This is a genomic window from Saccharopolyspora erythraea (assembly GCF_018141105.1).
GTDB lineage: Bacteria > Actinomycetota > Actinomycetes > Mycobacteriales > Pseudonocardiaceae > Saccharopolyspora_D > Saccharopolyspora_D erythraea_A.
In genome coordinates, this window is record NZ_CP054839.1 from 3,677,795 (window position 1) to 3,698,093 (window position 20,299).

General features: G+C 70.7%; 23 protein-coding genes. 11 read left to right on the top strand and 12 right to left on the bottom strand.

Features of this window, described 5'->3' with window-relative positions; all coding sequences use genetic code 11:
• Nucleotides 1-44 precede the first annotated feature (44 nt).
• From HUO13_RS16875 to HUO13_RS16885, 3 genes are read left to right on the top strand one after another with little or no spacing between them, the layout of a single operon-like run.
• Nucleotides 45-674, top strand: a complete 630-nt coding sequence (locus HUO13_RS16875; RefSeq protein ID WP_211902267.1) for a TetR/AcrR family transcriptional regulator — start codon at nt 45-47, stop codon at nt 672-674.
• A gap of 37 nt (nt 675-711) precedes the next feature.
• The gene (locus HUO13_RS16880) at nt 712-1,542 is read left to right on the top strand and encodes an LLM class F420-dependent oxidoreductase (protein ID WP_211902268.1); all 831 of its coding nucleotides are present in this window, start codon (nt 712-714) and stop codon (nt 1,540-1,542) included.
• Nucleotides 1,539-1,964: a TIGR03668 family PPOX class F420-dependent oxidoreductase gene (locus HUO13_RS16885; RefSeq protein ID WP_211902269.1), complete on the top strand. Its 426-nt coding sequence runs from the start codon at nt 1,539-1,541 to the stop codon at nt 1,962-1,964. The genes HUO13_RS16880 and HUO13_RS16885 overlap by 4 nt, the downstream gene beginning before the upstream one ends.
• A gap of 61 nt (nt 1,965-2,025) precedes the next feature.
• On the opposite strand, the gene HUO13_RS16890 is transcribed toward HUO13_RS16885, so the two are convergent.
• The 6 genes from HUO13_RS16890 to HUO13_RS16910 form a co-directional block, all read right to left on the bottom strand.
• The gene (locus HUO13_RS16890; protein ID WP_211902270.1) at nt 2,026-2,760 is read right to left on the bottom strand and encodes an ABC transporter permease; all 735 of its coding nucleotides are present in this window, start codon (nt 2,758-2,760) and stop codon (nt 2,026-2,028) included.
• A 67-nt stretch (nt 2,761-2,827) separates the two neighbouring features.
• Nucleotides 2,828-3,634: an ABC transporter ATP-binding protein gene (locus HUO13_RS16895; protein WP_211902271.1), complete on the bottom strand. Its 807-nt coding sequence runs from the start codon at nt 3,632-3,634 to the stop codon at nt 2,828-2,830.
• Between the two features lie 30 nt (nt 3,635-3,664).
• Complete coding sequence (locus HUO13_RS16900) at nt 3,665-4,696, bottom strand: ABC transporter substrate-binding protein (RefSeq protein ID WP_211902272.1); 1,032 nt, start codon at nt 4,694-4,696, stop codon at nt 3,665-3,667.
• Between the two features lie 141 nt (nt 4,697-4,837).
• Complete coding sequence (locus tag HUO13_RS38105) at nt 4,838-4,963, bottom strand: hypothetical protein (RefSeq protein WP_282976718.1); 126 nt, start codon at nt 4,961-4,963, stop codon at nt 4,838-4,840.
• A 152-nt stretch (nt 4,964-5,115) separates the two neighbouring features.
• Nucleotides 5,116-6,297: a mandelate racemase/muconate lactonizing enzyme family protein gene (locus HUO13_RS16905; RefSeq protein ID WP_211902273.1), complete on the bottom strand. Its 1,182-nt coding sequence runs from the start codon at nt 6,295-6,297 to the stop codon at nt 5,116-5,118.
• 46 nt (nt 6,298-6,343) lie between these two features.
• Nucleotides 6,344-7,513, bottom strand: a complete 1,170-nt coding sequence (locus HUO13_RS16910; RefSeq protein WP_211902274.1) for a M24 family metallopeptidase — start codon at nt 7,511-7,513, stop codon at nt 6,344-6,346.
• Between the two features lie 72 nt (nt 7,514-7,585).
• On the opposite strand from HUO13_RS16910, the gene HUO13_RS16915 reads away from it, so the two are divergent.
• Nucleotides 7,586-8,500, top strand: a complete 915-nt coding sequence (locus tag HUO13_RS16915) for a LysR family transcriptional regulator (protein WP_211902275.1) — start codon at nt 7,586-7,588, stop codon at nt 8,498-8,500.
• A 61-nt stretch (nt 8,501-8,561) separates the two neighbouring features.
• Here the strand turns inward: HUO13_RS16915 and HUO13_RS16920 are convergent, their stop codons facing one another.
• Nucleotides 8,562-9,641, bottom strand: coding sequence for a (Fe-S)-binding protein (locus HUO13_RS16920; protein WP_249124930.1), 1,080 nt, complete (start codon nt 9,639-9,641; stop codon nt 8,562-8,564).
• 46 nt (nt 9,642-9,687) lie between these two features.
• Here HUO13_RS16920 and HUO13_RS16925 point away from each other — a divergent pair, with 46 nt between their 5' ends.
• Both HUO13_RS16925 and HUO13_RS16930 read left to right on the top strand, forming a co-directional pair.
• Nucleotides 9,688-9,930, top strand: coding sequence for a hypothetical protein (locus HUO13_RS16925; protein ID WP_249124933.1), 243 nt, complete (start codon nt 9,688-9,690; stop codon nt 9,928-9,930).
• Between the two features lie 92 nt (nt 9,931-10,022).
• Nucleotides 10,023-10,946 (top strand): hypothetical protein, encoded by a 924-nt coding sequence (locus tag HUO13_RS16930; protein WP_249124935.1) that lies wholly within the window; start codon nt 10,023-10,025, stop codon nt 10,944-10,946.
• Nucleotides 10,947-10,980: 34 nt separating this feature from the next.
• Here HUO13_RS16930 and HUO13_RS16935 read toward each other — a convergent pair whose 3' ends face one another.
• Nucleotides 10,981-11,322 carry a VOC family protein gene (locus HUO13_RS16935; RefSeq protein ID WP_211902278.1) on the bottom strand — a complete coding sequence of 114 codons (342 nt, stop codon included), beginning with the start codon at nt 11,320-11,322 and terminating at the stop codon, nt 10,981-10,983.
• Nucleotides 11,323-11,453: 131 nt separating this feature from the next.
• Here HUO13_RS16935 and HUO13_RS16940 point away from each other — a divergent pair, with 131 nt between their 5' ends.
• The 4 genes from HUO13_RS16940 to HUO13_RS16955 all read left to right on the top strand — a co-directional run bounded on the left by HUO13_RS16940 (nt 11,454) and on the right by HUO13_RS16955 (nt 15,859).
• Nucleotides 11,454-12,116: an ArsR/SmtB family transcription factor gene (locus HUO13_RS16940; RefSeq protein WP_211902279.1), complete on the top strand. Its 663-nt coding sequence runs from the start codon at nt 11,454-11,456 to the stop codon at nt 12,114-12,116.
• Nucleotides 12,117-12,329: 213 nt separating this feature from the next.
• Nucleotides 12,330-13,532 carry an MFS transporter gene (locus HUO13_RS16945; RefSeq protein WP_211902945.1) on the top strand — a complete coding sequence of 401 codons (1,203 nt, stop codon included), beginning with the start codon at nt 12,330-12,332 and terminating at the stop codon, nt 13,530-13,532.
• Between the two features lie 144 nt (nt 13,533-13,676).
• Nucleotides 13,677-14,672, top strand: coding sequence for a YdcF family protein (locus tag HUO13_RS16950; protein ID WP_211902280.1), 996 nt, complete (start codon nt 13,677-13,679; stop codon nt 14,670-14,672).
• Nucleotides 14,673-14,701: 29 nt separating this feature from the next.
• Nucleotides 14,702-15,859, top strand: a complete 1,158-nt coding sequence (locus tag HUO13_RS16955; RefSeq protein ID WP_249124936.1) for a VanZ family protein — start codon at nt 14,702-14,704, stop codon at nt 15,857-15,859.
• 40 nt (nt 15,860-15,899) lie between these two features.
• Here HUO13_RS16955 and HUO13_RS16960 read toward each other — a convergent pair whose 3' ends face one another.
• On the bottom strand, nt 15,900-16,055 hold the full coding sequence (locus tag HUO13_RS16960) for a DUF6131 family protein (protein ID WP_211902281.1): 156 nt from the start codon (nt 16,053-16,055) through the stop codon (nt 15,900-15,902).
• Nucleotides 16,056-16,184: 129 nt separating this feature from the next.
• On the bottom strand, nt 16,185-16,613 hold the full coding sequence (locus HUO13_RS16965) for an STAS domain-containing protein (protein ID WP_211902282.1): 429 nt from the start codon (nt 16,611-16,613) through the stop codon (nt 16,185-16,187).
• Between the two features lie 368 nt (nt 16,614-16,981).
• Here HUO13_RS16965 and HUO13_RS16970 point away from each other — a divergent pair, with 368 nt between their 5' ends.
• Entirely contained in the window at nt 16,982-18,280 is a 1,299-nt protein-coding gene (locus HUO13_RS16970) for a PP2C family protein-serine/threonine phosphatase (protein WP_249124938.1), read from the top strand.
• Between the two features lie 18 nt (nt 18,281-18,298).
• Here HUO13_RS16970 and HUO13_RS16975 read toward each other — a convergent pair whose 3' ends face one another.
• Both HUO13_RS16975 and HUO13_RS16980 read right to left on the bottom strand, forming a co-directional pair.
• A complete protein-coding gene (locus HUO13_RS16975) occupies nt 18,299-18,739 on the bottom strand; it encodes a hypothetical protein (protein ID WP_249124940.1) in 441 nt (146 codons plus the stop codon).
• Between the two features lie 88 nt (nt 18,740-18,827).
• Nucleotides 18,828-20,273: a CitMHS family transporter gene (locus HUO13_RS16980; protein ID WP_282976723.1), complete on the bottom strand. Its 1,446-nt coding sequence runs from the start codon at nt 20,271-20,273 to the stop codon at nt 18,828-18,830.
• Nucleotides 20,274-20,299 lie beyond the last annotated feature (26 nt).

Here is a 20,299-nt window from a genome sequence, read left to right on the forward strand (position 1 = left end):
TAACCGGTCGCAGTGTCCGGTTATTCCCCGATGGCCCTTACCATGTGCTGGTGGTCGACAAGAGGACGGAGAGCCGACCGCCGGGAGCGATTCCCGGTGCGTCGGAGCCGAACCGGTTGCGGGCCGATGCCGCCCGCAACCGCGCGCGAGTGCTCCAGGCCGCGGAGCGGCTGTTCGCCGCCGAAGACCCGCGGCAGGTGACGATGGGCGACATCGCCCGCGCCGCGGGTGTCGGCCGGGCGACCCTGTACCGGAGCTACCCGACCCCGGCGTCCGTCGCGACCGCCCTGCTCGACGAGCACGAACGGCGGTTGCAGGACGACCTGCTCCGCGGTGAGCCGCCGCTCGGCCCCGGCGCCGCCCCGGCCGACCGCCTCGCCGCGTTCTACGCGGCCATGACCGGCCTGCTCGAGCGGCACCTGCCGCTGGCGCTGGGCGCGGAGACGGGCAGCGCCCGCTTCCGCACCGGTGCCTACGGCTTCTGGCGGGTCCACGTGCGCACGCTGCTCATCGAGGCGGGGGCGCCCGATGCGGACCACATGATCGATGTGCTGCTGGCCCCGCTGTCTCCCGAGCTTTTCCAGTTCCGGCGGCACGAACTGGGCCACTCGACCGCGGAGATCACCGCATCGCTGGAGAAGCTCGCGCACCAGGTGCTCACCGAGCGCGACTGAGAGGCGGGTCCGGCGGCCCCTGGGTAGCGTGGAAGAGATGGACACAGGAGTGGCGTTCTTCGCCACCCCCAGCGCCGTCGACCCCGGCTCGCTGGCGCGGGTGGTGGAACAGCGGGGATTCGAGTCCCTCTTCTTCGCAGAGCACACGCACATACCCGCCAGCCGGAACTCCCCGTACCCGGGCGGCGGGGAGCTTCCCTGGAAGTACGTGCACACCCACGACCTCTTCGTCACGCTGACGGCCGCGGCCACCACCACGTCGCGGCTGCGGGTCGGCAGTGGAATCTGCCTGGTGATCCAGCGCGACCCGATCATCACCGCCAACGAGGTCGCCAGCATCGACAGGTTGTCGGGCGGCCGGCTCGAGTTCGGCGTCGGCGCGGGCTGGAACCGCGAGGAGATGGCCAACCACGGCACCGACCCGCGGCGACGCATGGGAATCCTGCGCGAGCGGGTCGAGGCTATGAAGGCCATCTGGACGCAGGACGAGGCCAGCTACTCGGGTGAGCACGTCGCCTTCGACCGCATCTGGTCGTCGCCGAAGCCGCTGCAACGCCCCCATCCACCGGTGATCGTGGGCGGCAACGGGCCGACGGTCCTCGACCGGGTGCTCGCCTTCGGCGACGCCTGGATGCCCAACTACACCAACGAGGGCATCCTCGACCGCGCCGAGGAGCTGCGCTCGAGGGCCGAGCGACCGATCGAGCTGATGGTGATGGGCGTGCCGGCGGATCCTCACGTTCTCGAGCAGTTCGACAAGGCCGGTTTCCGGCGCGTGCTGCACTGGTTGCCGTCCACCCAGCTCGGTCCGGTGCAGCGGGCGCTGGACACCTACGAGGACGCGATCCGTCAGGTGCACGGCGAATGACTCCCGCGGAGGCGCGCGAAAGGCTCGCCGCCGCGAGGCTGGCGCACCTGGCCACCGCGGACGCGTCGGGCAGACCGCACGTCGTGCCGATCGTCTTCGCGACCGAGGGCGACACGATCTACAGCGCGGTCGACGCCAAGCCCAAGCGCACCACGGCGTTGCGCAGACTCGCCAACGTCGAGGCCAACCCGCGGGTCGCCGTGCTCGCCGATCACTACGACGACGCCGACTGGAGCGCACTGTGGTGGGTGCGCGCGGACGGCACCGGCCGCGTGCTCGACCCGGCGGACGCGGAGGCCCGCCGGGCGGTCGAGCTGCTCGCCGAGCGCTATCCGCAGCACCGCGACGAGCCGCCGGCGGGCCCGGTGCTCGCCGTCGACGTGCAGCGCTGGACGGGCTGGTCGGCGAGCCCGGGCCGGTGACGGAGGCCCGGCCCGAGCGTTCGGCGACATCGGCTGCCGCGCGGTCCGGTGGACCGACGGGTCAGTACCGCCACCGCGACAGGCGGCGCTCGGCGGTGACCAGCGCCTGGTTGAAACCGAGGCCGAGCAGGGAGATCGTGATGATCCCGGCGTACATCTGCGGCACCTGGAAGTTGAACTGCGAGGCGTTGATCAGGTAGCCCAGCCCCGCCCGGGCCCCGGCCATCTCGGCGGCGACCAGAACCAGGATGGAGTTGGCCCCCGCCAACCGGATACCGGTGAAGACCGTCGGCACCACGGCGGGCAGAACCACCTTGTAGAACAAGGGAAACGGCGGGAAGCCCATCGAACGGGCCGACTTGACCAGCAGCGGGTCCACCGTGCGGACCCCGCTGATCGTGTTCAGCAGGATCGGCCAGGTGCACGCGAACACGATCAACGACACCTTCGACGTCTCGCCCAGCCCGAGCAGCAGCACGAACACCGGCAGCAACGCCAGGGCGGCGGTGTTGCGGAACAGTTCCAGCAGCGGGTTGAGCAGATCGCTGACGACCTCGTACCAGCCGATGACCACTCCGAGCGGAACCGCGATGGCGACCGCGATCAGGAACCCGGCCAGCGACCGCGCGAGGCTGGCGCCCAGGTGCCCCCACAGCTGACCGCCCGCGGCCAGCTCCCACCAGGTCTGCACGACCTGGCTGAAAGGCGGCAGGAAGATGCTGTCGACCACGCCGAGCCTGGGCGTGAGCTCCCAGACGAGCAGGAACAGCACGATCCCCGCCGCCGACCTGAACACGCGGTCGGCTCCTGCCCGCGTGCTCGTGCCGGGGGCGGCCTTCCCCGGTACGCGACGGACTCCGGTGTCAGCCAACCTCAGCCACCGCCTCGGCGCCGGCGTGCCGCACCTCGGAGCGCAGCAGGTTCCAGATCTCGTGCCGGTAGTGGGCGAACTCCGGTTCCGACCGGAGGTCGTCGCGCTCGCGGCGGTGGGTAAGCTCGACCTCGACGACGTCCTTGACCGTCCCCGGCCGCGAGGTCAGCACCGCGATCCGCTGCCCCAGGAACACCGCCTCGTCGATGCCGTGGGTGATGAACACGATCGTCTTGCGAGTGCTTTCCCAGATCCGCAGCAGCTCCTCCTGGAGCAGGTCGCGGGTTTGCGCGTCGAGCGCGGCGAAGGGTTCGTCCATGAGCAGCACCTCGGGGTCGAAGGCGAGGCTGCGGGCGATGGCCACGCGCTGCTTCATCCCGCCGGAGAGCTGGTGCGGGTAGTGGTTCTCGAACCCGGACAGGCCGACCAGGTCCAGGTACTCCCGCGCGCGGTCGCGCCGCGTCGGCTTGGGAACCTGCTTGGCCTCGAGTCCGAGCTCGACATTGCCCTGCGCGGTGCGCCAAGGCAGCAGCGCGTACTGCTGGAAGACCACACCGCGGTCCAGACCCGGCCCGGTGATGGGCCGGCCGTCGAGCCGGATCTCCCCGCTGGTCGGCAGGTCGAGCCCGGCCAGCAGGTCCAGCATGGTCGACTTCCCGGAGCCGCTCGGGCCGACGATCACGGCCAGTTCACCGGACTCGATCCGCAGGTCCACTCCGCTCAGCGCGGTGACCTCGGTGCTGTTCCGCCCTCTGGCCGGGAACTTCTTGGTCACGTCGTCGAAGGTGATGGTGGTCATGGGCGCTCCGATTTCCCCGCCTCGTCGGTGTCAGAAGGGGTTGAACTCGTTGGTGTAGAGCCGGTCGACCTCGAGCTGCCCGGCATCCACCCGGCCGTCCTCGACCGAGCGGTCCAGCCAGATGCCGAACTCGCGGTCGGCGATGCGGCCGCCGGGGCCGGAGACACCGGTGGACTTCCAGTACCGCACCGACGAGGTGTCCTCGTTGCGGCCGCGGCGCCGGATGATGTCGGTGAACCGGGCCACGACCTCCTCGCGCGGGCGGGTCTGCGCCCACCGCACGGCCCGGGCCGTCGCCGCGACCACGGTCCGGGTCGTCGCCGGGTTGGCCGCGATGAAGTCGTCCCGCAGCACGTAGCAACCGCCGGTGAACGCTCCCAGGAGGTCGAAGTCGGTGAACACGGGCTGGATCCCGCCGCGTGCGACGGCCTTGTCCCGCTTGATGTCCGACAGCACCGACACGTCGAGCTGCCCGGAGTGCAGCGCCTGCTCGGCGCTGACGGGCGGCACCACCACCAGCTGCACGGAGCGGATCTCCTCCTCGCTGAGACCGCCCCGTTCGAGGTAGATGGCTAGTACGTCCTCGTGGTGCGCGCCGAGGGTGTTCACCCCGACCTTCCTGCCGATGAAGTCGCGGGGACCGCGGATCGGGCTCCCCTCCCGCACGTAGTAGCCGGCGAGGGTGTCGGCGTCGGCGCCGTAGTAGCCGACGACCGCCTTGATCGGAGCGCCAGCGGCGATCAACCGGATGATCGCGCCGTTGAAAGCACCGCCCATGTCGATGTCGCCGGTGACGGTGGCCTGGATGTCCTGCGGACCGCTGGTGGTGTTGCCGATCCACTCCAGCCGCACATCTGCGAGCAGGCCCAGGTCGGCGGCCAGCTCCGGGTATAGCACCTCACCGGACCAGCCCTGGTAGCGCACCACCCCGCTCTCGCCGCGTGACGGCGACGCGGAGCCGGCCGAGCAGCCGCTCAGGACGGTTCCTGTTGCGGCGGCGGCGATTCCGCCGCGCAGCAGACTTCGCCTGCCGACGGGTTTCAGGCGTGCGACGTTCACCATCTGCACTTCATCCTCGAGGGTGTCCGGACTGCTTCGGAGTGGGGAACAGGCAGCTCCAGCCGGCCGCAGTGGCCGCAGGCGGTGCGGCCGCCCGCGGCGGTGCGTGTGGAGCGGATGCCTGGAGTGGGTGCGTGGAGCAGATCAGCGGGTGCGACAGACCGCACCGGCGAGGAGGATCAGGTCGAGGTACAGCCTGGCGGTCAGCAGGAAACCGCGGGCGGCACGCATCGCGTGCGGAACCCCGCCGGGTCCTGTCATCGTCCGCATCAGTCGTTCCCGCAGAGCTCGTACCGCCTGTCCCTGGTCACCCGAAAGCTACCGCCCGGCACCGGGGTTGAACATCGGGTCCCACGGAATAGGACGGCGGTCGCGGGACCATGTGTCCACTGTGTTCGGACGCCGGGGTTGGGAAGCGGCGTTCACGCCTTCGGCAGTGCGGGCCAGGACGCGTGGCGGTCGTCGGTGAAGGAGAAGTCCTTGCCCTCGTGCACATACAGCTCGGCGTAGCGGGCGACCTTCTCCTCGTCGAGCTCGACCCCGAGCCCGTGGCCGGTGGGTACGTCGAGGTGGCCGTGGCGGTAGTTGCCGGCAGGCCCGCCGAACCCGGCGGTGACGTCGTCGGAAAGCAGCGCGCCGTATGCCTGGTTGGCGTGGCGGAAGTTGGGCGTCGCGGCGATCAGGTGCGTCGCCGCCGCCAGCGCCACGCCGAGCTCGCCGAGGCTGTGCTTCACCACCGGGAGGCCGGCGGCCTCGCACAGCCCGGCCGAGCGCTTGAGGTTGAGCAGACCGCCGTCGGCCTGGTTGTCGGCCGAGATCGCGTCCGCCGCACCCGCCCGGATCACGGCCAACTGGTCGTGGCGGGTCCAACTCGCCTCGTTGGCCAGCAGGGGGATGTCGCTGCGGCCGCGGACGTAGGCCATCTCGTCGAGGTTGCGGCCCGAGACCGGTTGCTCGAGGAACTCCAGGTCGTAGGGCCGCAGGGCGCGGGCGACGCGGACCGCCGTTCCCGGTGACCAGGCTTCGTTGGCGTCGAGGCGGATGCGCGCGTCCGGGCCCGCGCCGTCGCGCAGCGCGGCGACGCGCTCGACGTCGGTGCGCGGGTCGTCGTGGACGCACTTGAGGTAGCACGTGCCGAACCCGGCCTCGACGGCGCGACGGCCCTCCGCCGCCACTTCGCCGGGCGTGGTGCGCGCGACGTAGTAGAAGTACTCCACGCTGTCCCGGAAGCGCCCGCCGAGCAGGTTCACCAGCGGCTGCCCGCAGGTCTTGCCGAGGACGTCCCAGCACGCCATCTCCACCGCGGAAATCGCCGGACTGCTGGCCTTCACGTGGTGCCAGGTGCCCACCAGGTCGATGCGGTGGATCAGTCGTTCGATCTCCAGCGGGTCGGCACCGACGACGAGGGGCTCGATGCTGTCGAACACCGCCTGCACGATCCCGGCGCTGGGGTAGGCGGCGGCCTCACCGAGCCCGACGACGCCTTCATCGGTGCGCAGCTCCAGCAGTACGCTGATCTGACCTGTCCGCCTGCCGAAGGCCCACACCTCCTCGGTGCGGTACGGCACGGCGACGGGAGTGGTCTTGAATCCGGTGATGCGCACGTTGGCCTTCCTTTCGCCCGGACCCGCGCAGGGCCGCGCCGCGGTGTCAGCGGATGGTGATCAGTTCGCGAGGCGTGGTGGTGAGCAGTTCGGCGCCCGAATCCGTGACCAGGGCGGTGTCGGAGATGACGTGCCCGACCGGCCGGTTCACCCACGACATCAGGTGGAAGGTCATCCCCGCGCGGAGCACCACGTCGCCTCCGGGGCGGATGCCGAGCACGTTCGCACCGCCCACCCAGCTCGGCGGGAACCCGATGCCCACGAGGTAGCCGCAGTGGTGGCGCCGCGGGTCGGCGTGGCCGGCCACCGCGCGCTGCCACGCCGCGTAGACCTCTCTGGTGCGCGCTCCGGGTTCCAACGCATCGAGTGCGGCGAGCAGCCCGGCCAGCGCGACCTCCGCGGCCTCGGCGGCAGCGGCCGGCGCTTGTCCGATGTAGATGGTGCGGCTCTGCGGCGCGTGGTAGCGCCGCACGCTGGCCGACAGCTCGAAGAACAGCCCCTGCCCCGATGCGAGCGCACCATCGGACCAGGAGACGTGTTCCTGCTCCAGCACCGACGCCGGTCGGATGAGCGGCGGGAACCCCGGCGGCTGGCCGCCTTCCTCGATCATGCAGCGGTAGATCTCCGCGGCGACGTCGCGCTCGGCGACACCGGGGCGCAGCATGGCGGTCGCCCGGGAGAGCGCGAGGTCGGAGATGGCCGCCGCCCGGCGGATGCAGTCGATTTCCTCCGGCGACTTGCGCGCCCGCTGGGCGGCCAGCAGCGAGGACGCGCAGCTCCAGCGCACGTGCGGGAGCCGCGCGCGGATCGCCCCCGCGACCGAGGGCGGGAAGAACATGGACTCCTCGTCCAGCGCGATTCCGTCCCCGTACGTTCCGCACGCCTCGGCGAGCACCGCGGCCGACGCGCTCGCCGGTGACTCGTCCTCGCCGAAGGTCGCGTGGCGGCACCACGGGACCTTCGCGCGGACCGTCGGACCTTCCATCCGGCGGGTGACCAGGGTCGGCTCACCGGCGAGCGGCACGACGAGCAGCGTGAAGGCGAAATAGCCGAGGTGGTCCAGGCCGGTGAGGTAGTAGATGTCTTCCGGCCGGGTGAGGGCCACGGCACCGAGACCTCCGGCTCGCATCTGGTGGCGCAGCGCGCGGATCCGCTGCTCGTGCACACGCCGGCCAGCGGTGGTCGCCGGGGTGGAGGAGGTAGCGCAAGCAGTCACAGCAGCAGCGTGCGGCCGGCGCTGTGGTTAGCACAATCAATTCTTTTTGGCGGTCACGATTAGAATGACTAAATGCTGGATGTGCACCGGCTGCGCCTGCTGCGCGAGCTGGCCTCGCGGGGGACGATCGCCGCCACGGCACGCGCGTGCGCGTTGACCCCGTCGGCGGTGTCCCAGCAGCTCGCCATCCTCCAGCGCGAGGTCGGCGCACCGCTGTACCACCGCGACGGCCGGACGCTCGTGCTCACCGAGGCCGCCCGCGTGCTCGTCGCGCACACCGAGCGAATCCTGGCCGCGATGGAGGACGCCCGGGCCGGCGTCGCGCAGGTGTCGGGCGGGGTGAGCGGCGTGGTGCGGCTCGGCGCGTTCCCCACCGCCGCCAGTTCCCTGGTGCCACCGGCAATCGTCGCCTGCCGGGCCGAGCACCGCGAACTCCGCGTGCTGCTGGAGGAGCGGGAGACCGCGGACGGGATCGCCGCGCTCAAGGCGGGCCGGCTCGACCTGCTGCTGGTCTACGAGTTCGACCTGCTGCCCCGGATCGACGACGCGGGCGTCGAGCTCACCCCGCTGCTGACCGAGCCGCTGCACGCCGCGGTCCCTCCCGCGCTCGACCTGCCTCGCGGGCCGCTGCGGCTCGACTCGCTCAGCGAGCACCCGTGGATCGCCCCCGCCAGCGACATAGCGCTGCGCAGGGCGCTGGACAGGGCCTGCGGCCTGGCGGGTTTCGCGCCGCGGCTGGACTACACCAGCGACGACTACACGGTGATCCTCGCGCTGGTCCGCGCCGGTCTCGGCGTCTCGGTCGTACCCAGGCTGGCCACCGAGGGGCTGACCCCGGACGTGCGGCTGCTGTCGATCACCGAGCCCGAACTCACCCGCTCGGTCTCGGTCGCGGTCCGCTCCGGCAGCGCCTCCGCGCCGCGCATCGCGGTGCTCATCGCGGCGCTGCGCGAAGCCGCCCGCGGGTTGGGCGAGCACACGTCCTGACCGTCGGCCTCGCGCTACTCCCGCGGTTGTTCTCCGGCCTGTGGGAGTTCCAGGCTGGGGCTCAGCGGCTTGGCGAGAGTTGCGGTCTGGGCGTCACGAACCAGTTCGGCCAGGTGCTGCGCGTGCCGGTGCGCTCCCTGTCCGATCTGGGTGTGGCAGCTGAAGCCGTCGGCCAGCACGCGCACCGAGTCCGCGGCGGCCCGCACGGCCGGCAGCAGCACCCGTTCCCGGCGGCGACGGAGAGCGCGTAGTGCTCCCTCTCGAAGCCGAAGTTCCCGGCCAGCCCGCAGCAGCCGGAGCCGAGCTTGGTGTCGTCGACTCCCATGCGTTCCAACAGCCACGAGTCGGCTTGGTCGCCCATGACCGCGTGCTGGTGGCAGTGCGTCTGGCGCAACGTCTCGACCGGGAGTTCCGGCGGGTCCCAGTCGGGTGCGAGATCGCGGATGGTGCCGGCGAAGGTCTTCGTCTTGCGCGCGAGCCGTGCGGCCGCCGGGTGGCCGGCGAGGAGGTCCGGCAGGTCGGTGCGCAGGGTGGCGGTGCAGCTCGGTTCGATACCGACGACGGCGGACACCTCCTCGAGCTGGGGCGCGATGGCGTTCAGCGTCCGGCGCTGCACGCGGCGGGCCACGCCGAGCTGACCGGTGGTGATCCAGGTGAGTCCGCAGCACTGGGTTCCGGGAGGGACGATCACCCGGAAGCCGATCTCCTCGAGGACCTCCGTGGCCGCGCGCAGAGGACCGGGGTTGAGGGCGTTGCCGAAGGAGTCCACCCACAGGAGCATGGTCCCGCGCGTGCCGGCGCCAGCCGGTGCCGTGCGTCTGCGGAACCAGCTCGAGAACGAGACCTCGGCCGACCTCCAGCCGTCCTCGATCACGCCACCGTTGAGCATCTCGTCGAGCACCCTGGCGCGCCCGCGGGTGGAGTCCTTCTCGTCGTGGGTGACCTGGAAGCTCGGGCACATCACCCCCGCGGAGTCCCGCGTGCGGCACTTGCCGACGCCGACGCATCGGCGCAGGGTGGCGGCGAGGTCACCACCGTCGTTCTCGTAGGAGAACACGGGCGTGATGTCCAGCTCCCGGCGTGGCCGGACGCGGAGGTCGGCGTCGACGGGGCGCGGACGCACGACAACGCCCGGGGACACCCGAACCTCGCTCGCCCTGGCGGCACAGGGCCTCGGCGTCGCGCCCATGACCGACCTCATGGGTGAGCTCCTGCGCCCCGACGGCTTGTGCAAGATCGAGCTCGTGGAACGCATCGAGCGGCACATCGTCCTCGTCCGGCGAGCGCAACCCACGCAACCGGCAGCCGTCAGGGCCGTGACGGAGCTGTTCACCGAAGTCGTCCAAGGCGCGCAAGTGCGAACGGAAAGCAGCGTCGGTGTGTTTCCGTCGACGGTCCACAGTGGTCTGAATTGGGGCTCGGCCTCGTGACGGGCATCACGACACGGTCAAGACGGGACCACGGCGTCGCGCTGATGGATACGGTCCGGGCCGAGTCGCAGCCGCGCCGAGGGAGTTCCGCAGTGGATTGGGAAGCATTGACCGACGGACTCGGCCGTCTGGCACTGCCGACGGTGTTCGTGCTCGGGTTCGCGGTCGCGTTGTGGTCGGACCGCGCACGCGCCCGCAAGCTCGCGCGGAGGTGGGGAGTTCCCGAACCCAGCGCTGACCAGGTCGAGGCGGTCCTGCACTACCGGCGGCTCAGGTTGGCCTGCTACCCCCTGCTGTACGTGGTGGCTGGAGTCTGCTGCGGACTGCTCTTGCCGCCGGAGCCGGAACAGGCGGACAAGACCGGCCAAGGTGGCTACCTCGCCCTGGTGGCGATGTTCTTCTTCGGCGCTGTAATCGCGGAGCTGCTCACCGTTGCGCGCACTCGGGAGTTGCAGCCGTTGCGGCTCCACCTCGCCGATGTCGCCCCGCGTTGGGGCGTGGGCTTGTTCAGCGCACTCGTGCTGGCGACATTCGCGTTCGGGCTGGTCGACCTCCAGGCGCAGCCGCACATCACGCCGAACGTGCTTCTCCTGGCGGCGCAGAACAAGCAACACACCGGTGCGCCCATCGCGGTTCCGTTCGCAGGTACCGCTTTGGTGGTGCTGCTCGTCGCGTTCGTGCTCTGGTCGGCGCGGACTCGTTCGTCCAGCGCCGATGCCGAGCTGGACCGCGCGTTGCGCAACCGCAGCGCGCGTGTGGTGCTGGGGCTCGGGATCGGGATGCAGGTGTCGTTGCTGGCTCTTGTCGGGTGGCGGATGGAGTTGCTGTACCGCTTCGCCACCGGCGCCGACCTGTCCGGGGCACAACCCGCTGAGGTCGTCGTGGAAGGCTGGGCACGGGAGATGGTCGACCTCGTTCAGCCGTGGACGTTGCTGATCGTCACCGTCGGCATGATCGGCTGGCTCTTCGTGGCGAATCCCGGGAAGAAGGCGTGGAAAGCCCACCCCGCCCGCTGAAGGCGGACCGGTTCTTCGGCGAGGGCCGTCCCGGTCAGACCGGCGCGCCGCCGAAACCGATCTCGTTGCCGTCCGGGTCGCGGAAGGTGGCCTTGCGGACGCCGTTGGAGTAGGTCTCGAGCTCGGCCGGTTCCAGACCGCGCTCGGCGATCTGGGAGATGCGGGCGTCGAAGTCGCTGACGAACACGGTGTGCATGGCGTGCCCGGCGTGGTCGGGACGCACTTCGATGAACACGTACCGGTGCTCGGCGAGCTCCCACACCGCCTCGGTGTCGTTGGGCAGGAAGGCCGGCGGGGCGCTGAGGAGCCGCTCGTACCAGGCCGCCGCCGTGGCGAAGTCGCGGACGGGGACGCCCGCGAACAGGTCTACGGTCATCAGGTCAGGTTAGGGACTGCCGGTTCTCGGTGGGCAATCGAGCGCGACGCCGACGCGGAACGCCCTGATTTCGGCCCGCTGTCCTGGGCATCGATCTCTTGTACGCTATTCCACGGAAGATTGGAGCAGCGATGGGGGAACAGGGCGCGAAGGCGGCTCTCTTCGATCAGTTCGCGCGTGTCGGCAAGGCGCTGGCCAGCGGGAAGCGGCTCGAACTGCTGGACCTGCTCGCGCAGGGCGAGCGCACGGTCGAGTCGCTGGCGCGCGCGGCCCAGCTGGGGATGACGACCACCTCGGCGCACCTGCAGACCCTCAAGCAGGCGAACCTCGTCGCCACTCGCCGGGAGGGCACCAAGGTGCACTACCGGCTGGCGGGGACCGACGTGGCCGCGCTGTACGCGCTGGTCCGCGCCGTGGCCGATGCGCACCTGCCCGACGTGGAAGCCGCCCGCGCCAGCTACTTCGGCGTGGGTGACGGCGCCGAGCGCGTCAGCCGCGAGGAGCTGCTGCGGCGGGTGGGGCTCGGCGACGTGGTCGTGCTCGACGTGCGGCCGCGCGAGGAGTACCAGGCGGGCCACGTCCCGGGGGCGGTGTCGATCCCGCTGGACGAGCTGGCCGGCAGGCTCGGCGAGATCCCCGCCGACCAGGAGGTCGTCGCCTACTGCCGCGGGAGCTACTGCGTGCTCGCCCACGACGCCGTGCGCCTGCTCACCGCGCGCGGCCGCACCGCGCGCCGCCTGGCGGACGGGATGCTCGAATGGCGGCTCGCCGAACTGCCGGTGGAGACGGCGTGACCACCGGTACGCGCGCGACCACGGCAGCGACCTCCCGGCAGCGAGCATGATGACGGCCGCGTCGCCCCCGGGGGCGAGCCCGCTGCGCCGGCGGCGCTCGCGCACGGCCGGGTTTCCGACTCCGCTGCCCCCGGCCGCGTCAGCTCATCCCCGCCACCGAAAGGCAGACCTGTGACCGCCGCTGTTCACCCGGACCAAAGGCGCATCCTCGCCGTGCTCGTGGGCGCTCAGGTCCTCAGTGGAGCGGGGCTCGCCGCCGGTATCACCGTCGGCGCCCTGCTCGCCGAGGACATGCTCGGCAGCACCGGCCTGGCAGGCCTGCCCAGCGGGCTGTTCACCATCGGTTCCGCCGTCGCCGCGATCGTCATCGGTCGCACGTCGCAGCGCCTGGGCCGTCGCACCGGGCTCGCCGCCGGCTACGTCGTGGGTGCCGTGGGCAGCCTCGGGGTCGTCATCGCCGCCGCGACCGGCAGCGTGCTCCTGCTCTTCCTCTCGCTCTTCGTCTACGGCGCGGGGACCGCCACCAACCTCCAGGCCCGCTACGCGGGAGCCGATCTGGCCGAACCGGACCATCGCGGCCGGGCGGTGAGCACCGTGCTGGTGGCGACCACGGCGGGTGCCGTCGCGGGACCGAACCTGGTCACGGTGATGGGCTCGGTGGCCGACGCCGTGGGCATCCCGTCGCTGGCCGGGCCGTTCATCCTGGCCGCCTTCGCCTACGCCGCGGCCGGGATCGTGCTGTGGATCATGCTCCGGCCTGATCCGCTGCTCACTGCGCGTTCGCTCGCCGCGGAGCGCACGAGCGCCGCCAACGGGGGTGCGGACGAACCGGCCGACCCCGCCGGACGCAGCGGGCTCCTGCTGCTGGGCACGGCCGTCATGGTGCTGACCCAGCTCATCATGGTCGCCGTCATGACGATGACGCCCATCCACATGCAGCACCACGGCCAGGGTGTCGGCGCCGCAGGCCTGGTCATCGCCGTGCACGTGGGCGCGATGTACCTGCCGTCGCCGTTCAGCGGGATGCTCGTCGACCGCTTCGGGCGCCTGGCGGTGGCCGCCGCCTCCGGGCTCACCCTGCTGGGTTCGGGCCTGCTCGCCGCACTGGCGCCGCCCCACTCGGTGGGGCTGCTGGCGCTCGCGCTCGCCCTGCTCGGGCTCGGCTGGAACTTCGGTCTGGTCAGCGGCACCGCGATCATCACCGACACCGTTCCGCTGGCCACCCGCGCCAAGACGCAGGGCACCGTCGACGTCGCGATCGCCCTCGCCGGGGCGGGAGGCGGCATGGCCTCGGGTCTGGTCGTGGCGGCCAGCGGCTTCAGCGCGCTGGCCGTCGCAGGCGGCATCCTGGGCCTGGCCATCATCCCGGCCGTCGCGTGGACCGCTCGCCCGCGCCCGTCCACGTCGAGTGCGTAGCGGCGAGCGCGCGCCGATCTTCCCAGCCGTGGGCTCGACGTGGCGGGGTCCGGGTGGTGTCAAGCCGCGCCCGCGATCAGTACCAAGATCACAAGTGGTCGAGTGCGCGGATCGGCCCGAGCCCGATCGGATAGCCTGCGGATCATGCTCTTCTTCGGGGTCGCCGGGGTATTCCTGCTGCTTTTCCTGGTCACCTTCCTCTACGACCGGCGGCTCGTGCGCAACGGTCTCTATCTCTTCCTCGCGCTCGTCTTCCTGGCCGGAGGAGTGTTGGTGGAGCTCAGCTCGTACTCGGAGTGGGCGGCGTCCGTCCTGCTCCTGATGCTGCTGCTTACGATTCCGTTGATCACCCTGGTGCTGGCGGGGTTCCTGATCGTCAACGGCGTGACGATGATGCGCCGCGAGGGCAGGCGGCCGGCGAACCTGCTGTCGCTGGCCGCCGGTCTGGGCATCATCGGCATCGTGGCCGTCAAGGCACTGGCCAACATCACCCGCTGGCTACCGCTGCAGGTCGCGGTGGAGGCGGTGAGCGACGTGCTCGCGTACGTGTCGCTGCTGTTCGTCTGCTTCCTGCTGTACTCGTTCGTCTACGGCAGGATCCGGCATCGCCACGACGTCGACTTCATCGTGGTTCTCGGTTCGGGGCTGATCGGTTCGCGGGTGCCGCCGCTGCTGGCCAGCCGGCTCGACCGGGGACGCACCGCGTTCGAGGCCGAAGAGTCCAAGGGCCGCCATCCCGTGCTGGTGACCTCGGGCGGTCAGGGGCCCGGCGAGGACCTTCCCGAAGCGCGCGCGATGGCCGACTACCTCATCTCCCACGGCGTCCCGGAGGACCGGATCCTGGTCGAGGACCAGTCGCGGAGCACCGAGGAGAACCTGCGGTTCAGCAAGGCGCTCATGCAGGAGCGTCGTCCGGACTACCGCTGCCTGGTCGTCACCAACAGCTTCCACGTCATGCGGGCGGCCCGCATCGCCCGTGGCGAGAAGGTCAACGCGCAGGTGATCGGCTCGCGCACGGCGCGCTACTTCCTGCCCAGCGCGACGATCCGGGAGTTCGTGGCGGTGTTCCTGGCGCACCGGGTGGTCAATATCGGTGTCTGCCTGCTCCTGGCCAGCACCAGCGTCGTCTCCGCGCTCTGAGCGGACCTGCGTACAGAGGGGAAAGTGTTGTGAGTACGCGACTGGTGCCTGGGGTACTGGCGGTCGCCATCGGTCTGGTGCTGGCGATTGCGCTGTTCGTTCCGTACGTCGCGCGGCAGTACCGGCGACGTGGTGAGCTCGGCCCGGGCCACGCCGGACTGGCCTTCGCCGGTCTGCTGTACGGCCTGGGTCTCATCGCATACGTGTTGGTCCCTTTCCCCGCGGTGACACCGGATTTCTGCGCCACCTCCAGTGCCGGCGCGCCGCAGTGGATTCCGTTCAACTTCCTGCGCGACATGCAGAAGGAGGCATCCGGAAGCGGCCTGGTGGCGACCCTGCGCAACCCGGCGCTGACGCAGGTCGTGCTGAACGTTGCGCTCTTCGCGCCGCTGGGCATGTTCGTCCGGCACATGTTCCGGCGCAGCGTGCCGGTCACCGCGCTCATCGCGCTGGGTGTGTCGTTGCTGATCGAAGTCACGCAGGTGACCGGAATCTGGTTCCTGTACCCGTGCCCCTACCGGTTGTTCGATGTGGACGATCTGATGGCGAACGGGCTCGGGGGACTGGCCGGTGCGTTGGCGGCACCCGTCCTCCGCGCGGTGCCCGGGCAGCGGATCACCGAGGAGCCGGGGACGCCGCGTCCGGTGACCAGGTCCAGGCGGCTCCTGGCTTCCCTGTGCGACCTGCTGATCCTCCACCTCGCCGGTGTTCTGGTCAGCGGGATCGGCAGCGCGCTGGTGATCACGGTGCACGGTGGGCTGCTCACCGAGCTCGGTCCGATCGACCGCCTCCCCGGCTACCAGGCGGCGCAACTGGTCGGCCTCTGGTTGCCGTGGTTCGTGCTCGTCATCGTGCTTCCCATGGCGGGCAGCGCGACCAGCCTTGGTCAGCGAGCCGTGCACTTGCGGGTGATCACCGGTTACGGGAGTTCGCCGGGCGCTGCGGCGCGATTGGTGCGCAGTCTCGCGGGTACCGGCGGATATCTCCTGTCGGTGCGGATCGCCGACATACCCGGCGGGCCGCCCGTGCTGATCGTGTTCGGCCTGGTGGGGATCGTCTTCGCGGTGACCTCGTTCGTCGGACTGTTCACCACGGCCGGATACCGGGGTCTTTCCTGCTCCGTCGCAGGACTGCGGCTGACGGACGCCCGAGCGCCGATCCGGCAGCCGGAGGCCGTGAGCGTCTGACGTCAGAAGCCGACCCCGGTATCCGGCCCCGCAGCGCCGGTCAGAACCAGTGGTTCCGTCCGCCGACCTTGGTTCCCGTCCGTCCCAGCACGAACAGCACGAGCCCCACCGCGAGCAGGATGCCGCCGATCGTGTAGAGGATGGAAATGTTGAGCACGACGCCCAGAATCAGCAAGATCAGACCAAGAGTGATCACGTCTTCTCCCCGGAGTTGGCTGGCGGAAGGCTGTCTTCCCCGGAGTACCCGGAAACGGCCCTCGGGAATCATGCTGCCGGATGAAAAATGCGGTTCTGGAGAAGGAAATTCGACGTTCTTTCCCCGGCCTCACCACTCATCGCGGCGCTGATCGTCGACCAGGGCCGCCGCGACGTTCGGGCGGCAGTCGAGGACGACGTCGAGCCCGGCTGTCCGCAGGGCGTCCCGGACCTCCTCGGTGGCGACCACGACTCGTAGGCCGATACCGCCGCTCCGGGTGGTCATGTAGGCGCGGGTGAGCAACTGCAGCCCGGCGATGCCCAACCGGTGGACACGGCTCAGATCCACCACGAGGTAGCGGACCGCCGCGTCCGGTCTCGGCCGCAGCACCGCCTCCAGCTCGTCCGCGCAGCGTTGCGACACCTCGCCTTCCACGGCCATGACGAGCGCATCCGGCTGCGGCCGGAACACGTTGCCCCGCAACACAACGCCCGGCACCGGATTCGGCGAGGGCACCACGGGTTCCGGGAGTTGCGAGCCCAGCTGCTGAACGGTCATCGTTGCCGCCCTTCCTCTTCCGCACTGCTCCGCGGCCCGGACCAGCACGCCGGCCGCGGCCTGGACGCCGAGCACCGCTGCTCGCGCCGAAGATCTAGTACCCCGACAGCCGCGGATCAAACCTACCGGGCCACCGGCCGCCACCAGCGATCCTGTGGCGTCCGTCCTCGGTCGTCGCGCCGGAGGCCCGCTCGGATGCCGTGGATGATCTGCGGTCGGTTAGGCTCGGGGCCGGTTGAGCAGCCAGCCGAGGAACAGAGTCGGGACCGTCGCGCCTTCCGGTCAGCGGTCCGCCTGTCCGGTCGCGGTGCAGCGTGCCTGCATCCGGTCGGACAGCGACCACGTCTGTGAAGGTGGAGCGAGCTCAGGTGCTATCGGACAACGCCGCGGTCAGCGACGCAGCGGCCCGTGCCGCGGGAACGACCGAGGCCGCGCGGCTGGCGGCGGTGGCCCGCTACGACATCCTCGACACCCCATCCGACGGGGCCTTCGACCGTGTCGTGGCGCTCGCGGCGAAGCTCCTGCGGGCACCGGTGGCAACGGTCTCGATCGTGGATGCCGACCGGATCTGGTTCAAGGCCACCCACGGCATGGACGGGGTGGCCGAGATCGAGCGCGCTCCCGGCCTGTGCGCCTCGGCGATCCAGCAGGACGAGCCGTACGTGGTCACCGATGCCCTGACCGACCCGCGCACGGCTGAGAACCCGTTGGTGCACGGCGAGATGGGGGTGCGGTTCTACGCCGCCGCGCCGATCACGACCTCCGACGGGTATCGCCTGGGCACCGTCGACGTCCTCGACACCCGTCCCCGCCAGATCGGTCAGGACGATCTGGACACGCTCCGCGAGCTGGCCGGGGTGGTCGTGGACGCCTTGGAGCTGCGCCGCTCGGCACAGCTGACCCTGCGCAAGGAACGGCGGGCACGCTCCCAGATGGAGCGCATCACCTCCGCCCTGCAGCGCAGCCTGCTGCCGCCGTCGCTGCCTCCGGTGCCCGGCCTGGAGGTGGCCTGCCACTACCACGCCGCGTCTCCCGCCGAGGTGACCGGCGACTTCTACGACGTGTTCGCCCTGGGCGGTGGCCGGTGGGCGTTCTTCCTCGGTGATGTCACCGGCCACGGTGCACCGGCCGCCGCGGTGACCTCGCTCACCCGCTACACCCTGCGTGCGGCCGCGCTGCACAGCCAGGACCCGGCCGCGGTGCTGGCCGAGCTGAACGCCGCGCTGCTGCTGGACCCGAACGTGCCGCAGCATTGCACCGTGCTGTTCGGACTCCTGCGGCCCGAGTCCACAGGAGGGTTCGAGATCACCCTGGCAGGCGGGGGCCATCCGCCTGCTCTGCGCACACATTCGGCCAGCGGTGTCGTCGAGGAGGTCTTCCCGGGCGGGATGCTGGTCGGAGCACTGCCGGATGCGGAGTTCGAGTCCTGCCGCCTGCACCTGCGGGAAGGCCAAACCCTGCTGCTCTACACCGACGGCCTCACCGAGGCCCGGCCCGGGGGCGAGTTCTTCGGCGAGGAGGGCCTGAAGGCGTTCCTCGCGTCGAACCCCGGCGCCTCGGCGAGCGAGCAGATCAGCGAGCTGACCGGCCTGCTCGCCGGGTTCGACCCGGGACCGACGGACGACGTGGCACTCCTGGCGCTGAGCGTGAAGTCAACAGCGAGCTGACGCCGAGGCGCAGTCCCGCTACCCGTGGCCGTTCTCCCGGCACGCCGCCAGCAGGTCGAGCACCATCCCGCCCAGCTGCCGCATGTGCTGTGCCGGGTCACCGCCGGTCTGGATGGACGCCGACGCCATCGCCGAGTACGCGGCGAGCAGTCGCGCCTTGTCGCTGATGGCCGGGACCGACGACCTGGTGCCCGCCTCGGCCGCGTCGTACAGCTCTTGCGGGTTGGTCCGGAACCCGTTGGCTTCGATCGCTTTCACACCGTCGCACGCCTGTCCCGCGCTGTCGACCGTGGGCGAGGGCGTGGCTTCGCTCGATGCGGCCGCGCTCGTCACGGCGGTGCTCGGCGACACGGTGGGCTCGCCGGGCGGGGCCGGTTCGTCGCCTGCGGAGCATCCGCTCAGGAAGGCGGCCAAGGCGCACCACGTCAGGGCGACCGCGGCCCGCCGCCGTGTTGTCATAGCCGAGCAGTTTCGCAGCGGCTCGACGAGACGACCAGCCTCCAGAAGGGCGAACGGAGTTCGGCAACAAGCCCGTCGCCACTGTTGATCAGAGGGTGAACGCGCCGGTCAGGAGTGCGCCTGCGGTCATGACGAGGGTGGTGGCGAAGGCCCATCCGAAGATGAAGCGCTGGTGACGGCCGAGCTGCACCCCGCTCATCCCGACCAGGATGAAGGTGGACGCGGTCAGCGGGCTCAGCGGGAACCCGGTGGTCATCTGGCCGAGAACGGCGGCTCGGGCGACTTCGGCAGGCGCGAGTCCGTACGCGCCTGCGGTCTCGGCGAGTACGGGGAGGATGCCGTAATAATAGGCGTCCGGGGTGAACACCAGGCTCAGGGGCATGCCGGTGACGGCGACCAGCACCGGCAGGTGACCGCCGAGGGAGGCGGGCACGACCGACACCAGTGCCCTGGCCATCTCGCTGATCATCCCGGTCTCGGAGAGGACTCCGGTGAACACGCCCGCGGCGAAGATCATGGTGGTGACCAGGACGACGCTCTTGGCGTGCCGGTCCAGCACTGCCTGCTGCTGTTCCCAGGTGGGGTGGTTGACCAGCAGCGCGATCGCGAACCCGAGCACGAACAGCACCGGCAGCGGCATCAGCTCCAGGACCAGGCTGACGAGCAGGACGGCGGTCAGGGTCAGGTTGAACGCGGTCAGCCAGGTCCGCCGCGATGCGGGCGCCCGCATCGTCCCGGGACCGTCGCCGCTGACCTGGGCGGACGTGTCTCGTTCCGCCTCGTCCCGCGGAACAGGAACTCCGAGCGCGCCGAGGCGGTGCCGTTCGCGGCGACCGATCAGGTAGGAAGCCACCAGCACCCAGGCGATGCCCAGGCCCATCGCGGGCAGGACCGGCGTGAAGATCTCGGAGCTGTCGAGCTTCAGCGCCGCGATCGCGCGCATGGTCGGGCCACCCCAGGGGACCATGTTCATCACGCCCGCGCCCAGGCAGACGACGCCGGTCAGCACCAGCGGGCGCATGCCCAGTCGCTTGTAGACGGGCAGCAGCGCGGAAACGGTGATGAGGAACGTCGAGGCGCCGTCGCCGTCGAGGGCTACGCACATCGTGAGGACGGCGGTGCCGACGGCGACCCACCGCGGGTCGTTCCCGGCGATGCGCAGGATGACGCGGATCAGGGGGTCGAAAAGGCCGGCGTCGACCATCAGGCTGAAGTAGAGCACCGCGAAGGCGATCATGATGCCGGTCGGGGCGACCGTGGACAGCCCTTCCAGGACCACGGGCCCCAGCTCTGCTCCGAACCCGCCCGCCAGCGCGGCCAGGACCGGGAGCAGGACCAGCGCCACCAGGACCGAGACTCGCCTGGTCATGGTGAGCAGCAGGAAGAGGCCGACCGTGGTGAAGCCGAGGGCTGCCAGCATGGTCTCGCTCGCTTTCTCGTAGAGCGGCTCGTGCGGGACGGCGAGCGGTGTGGGCGGTGGGGCGCCGTGCGTTGCCGAAGAGTTTCCGCGCGGCGACAGATCGATGTCCAGCATCGGATTCGCATTTATCCATGCGATCC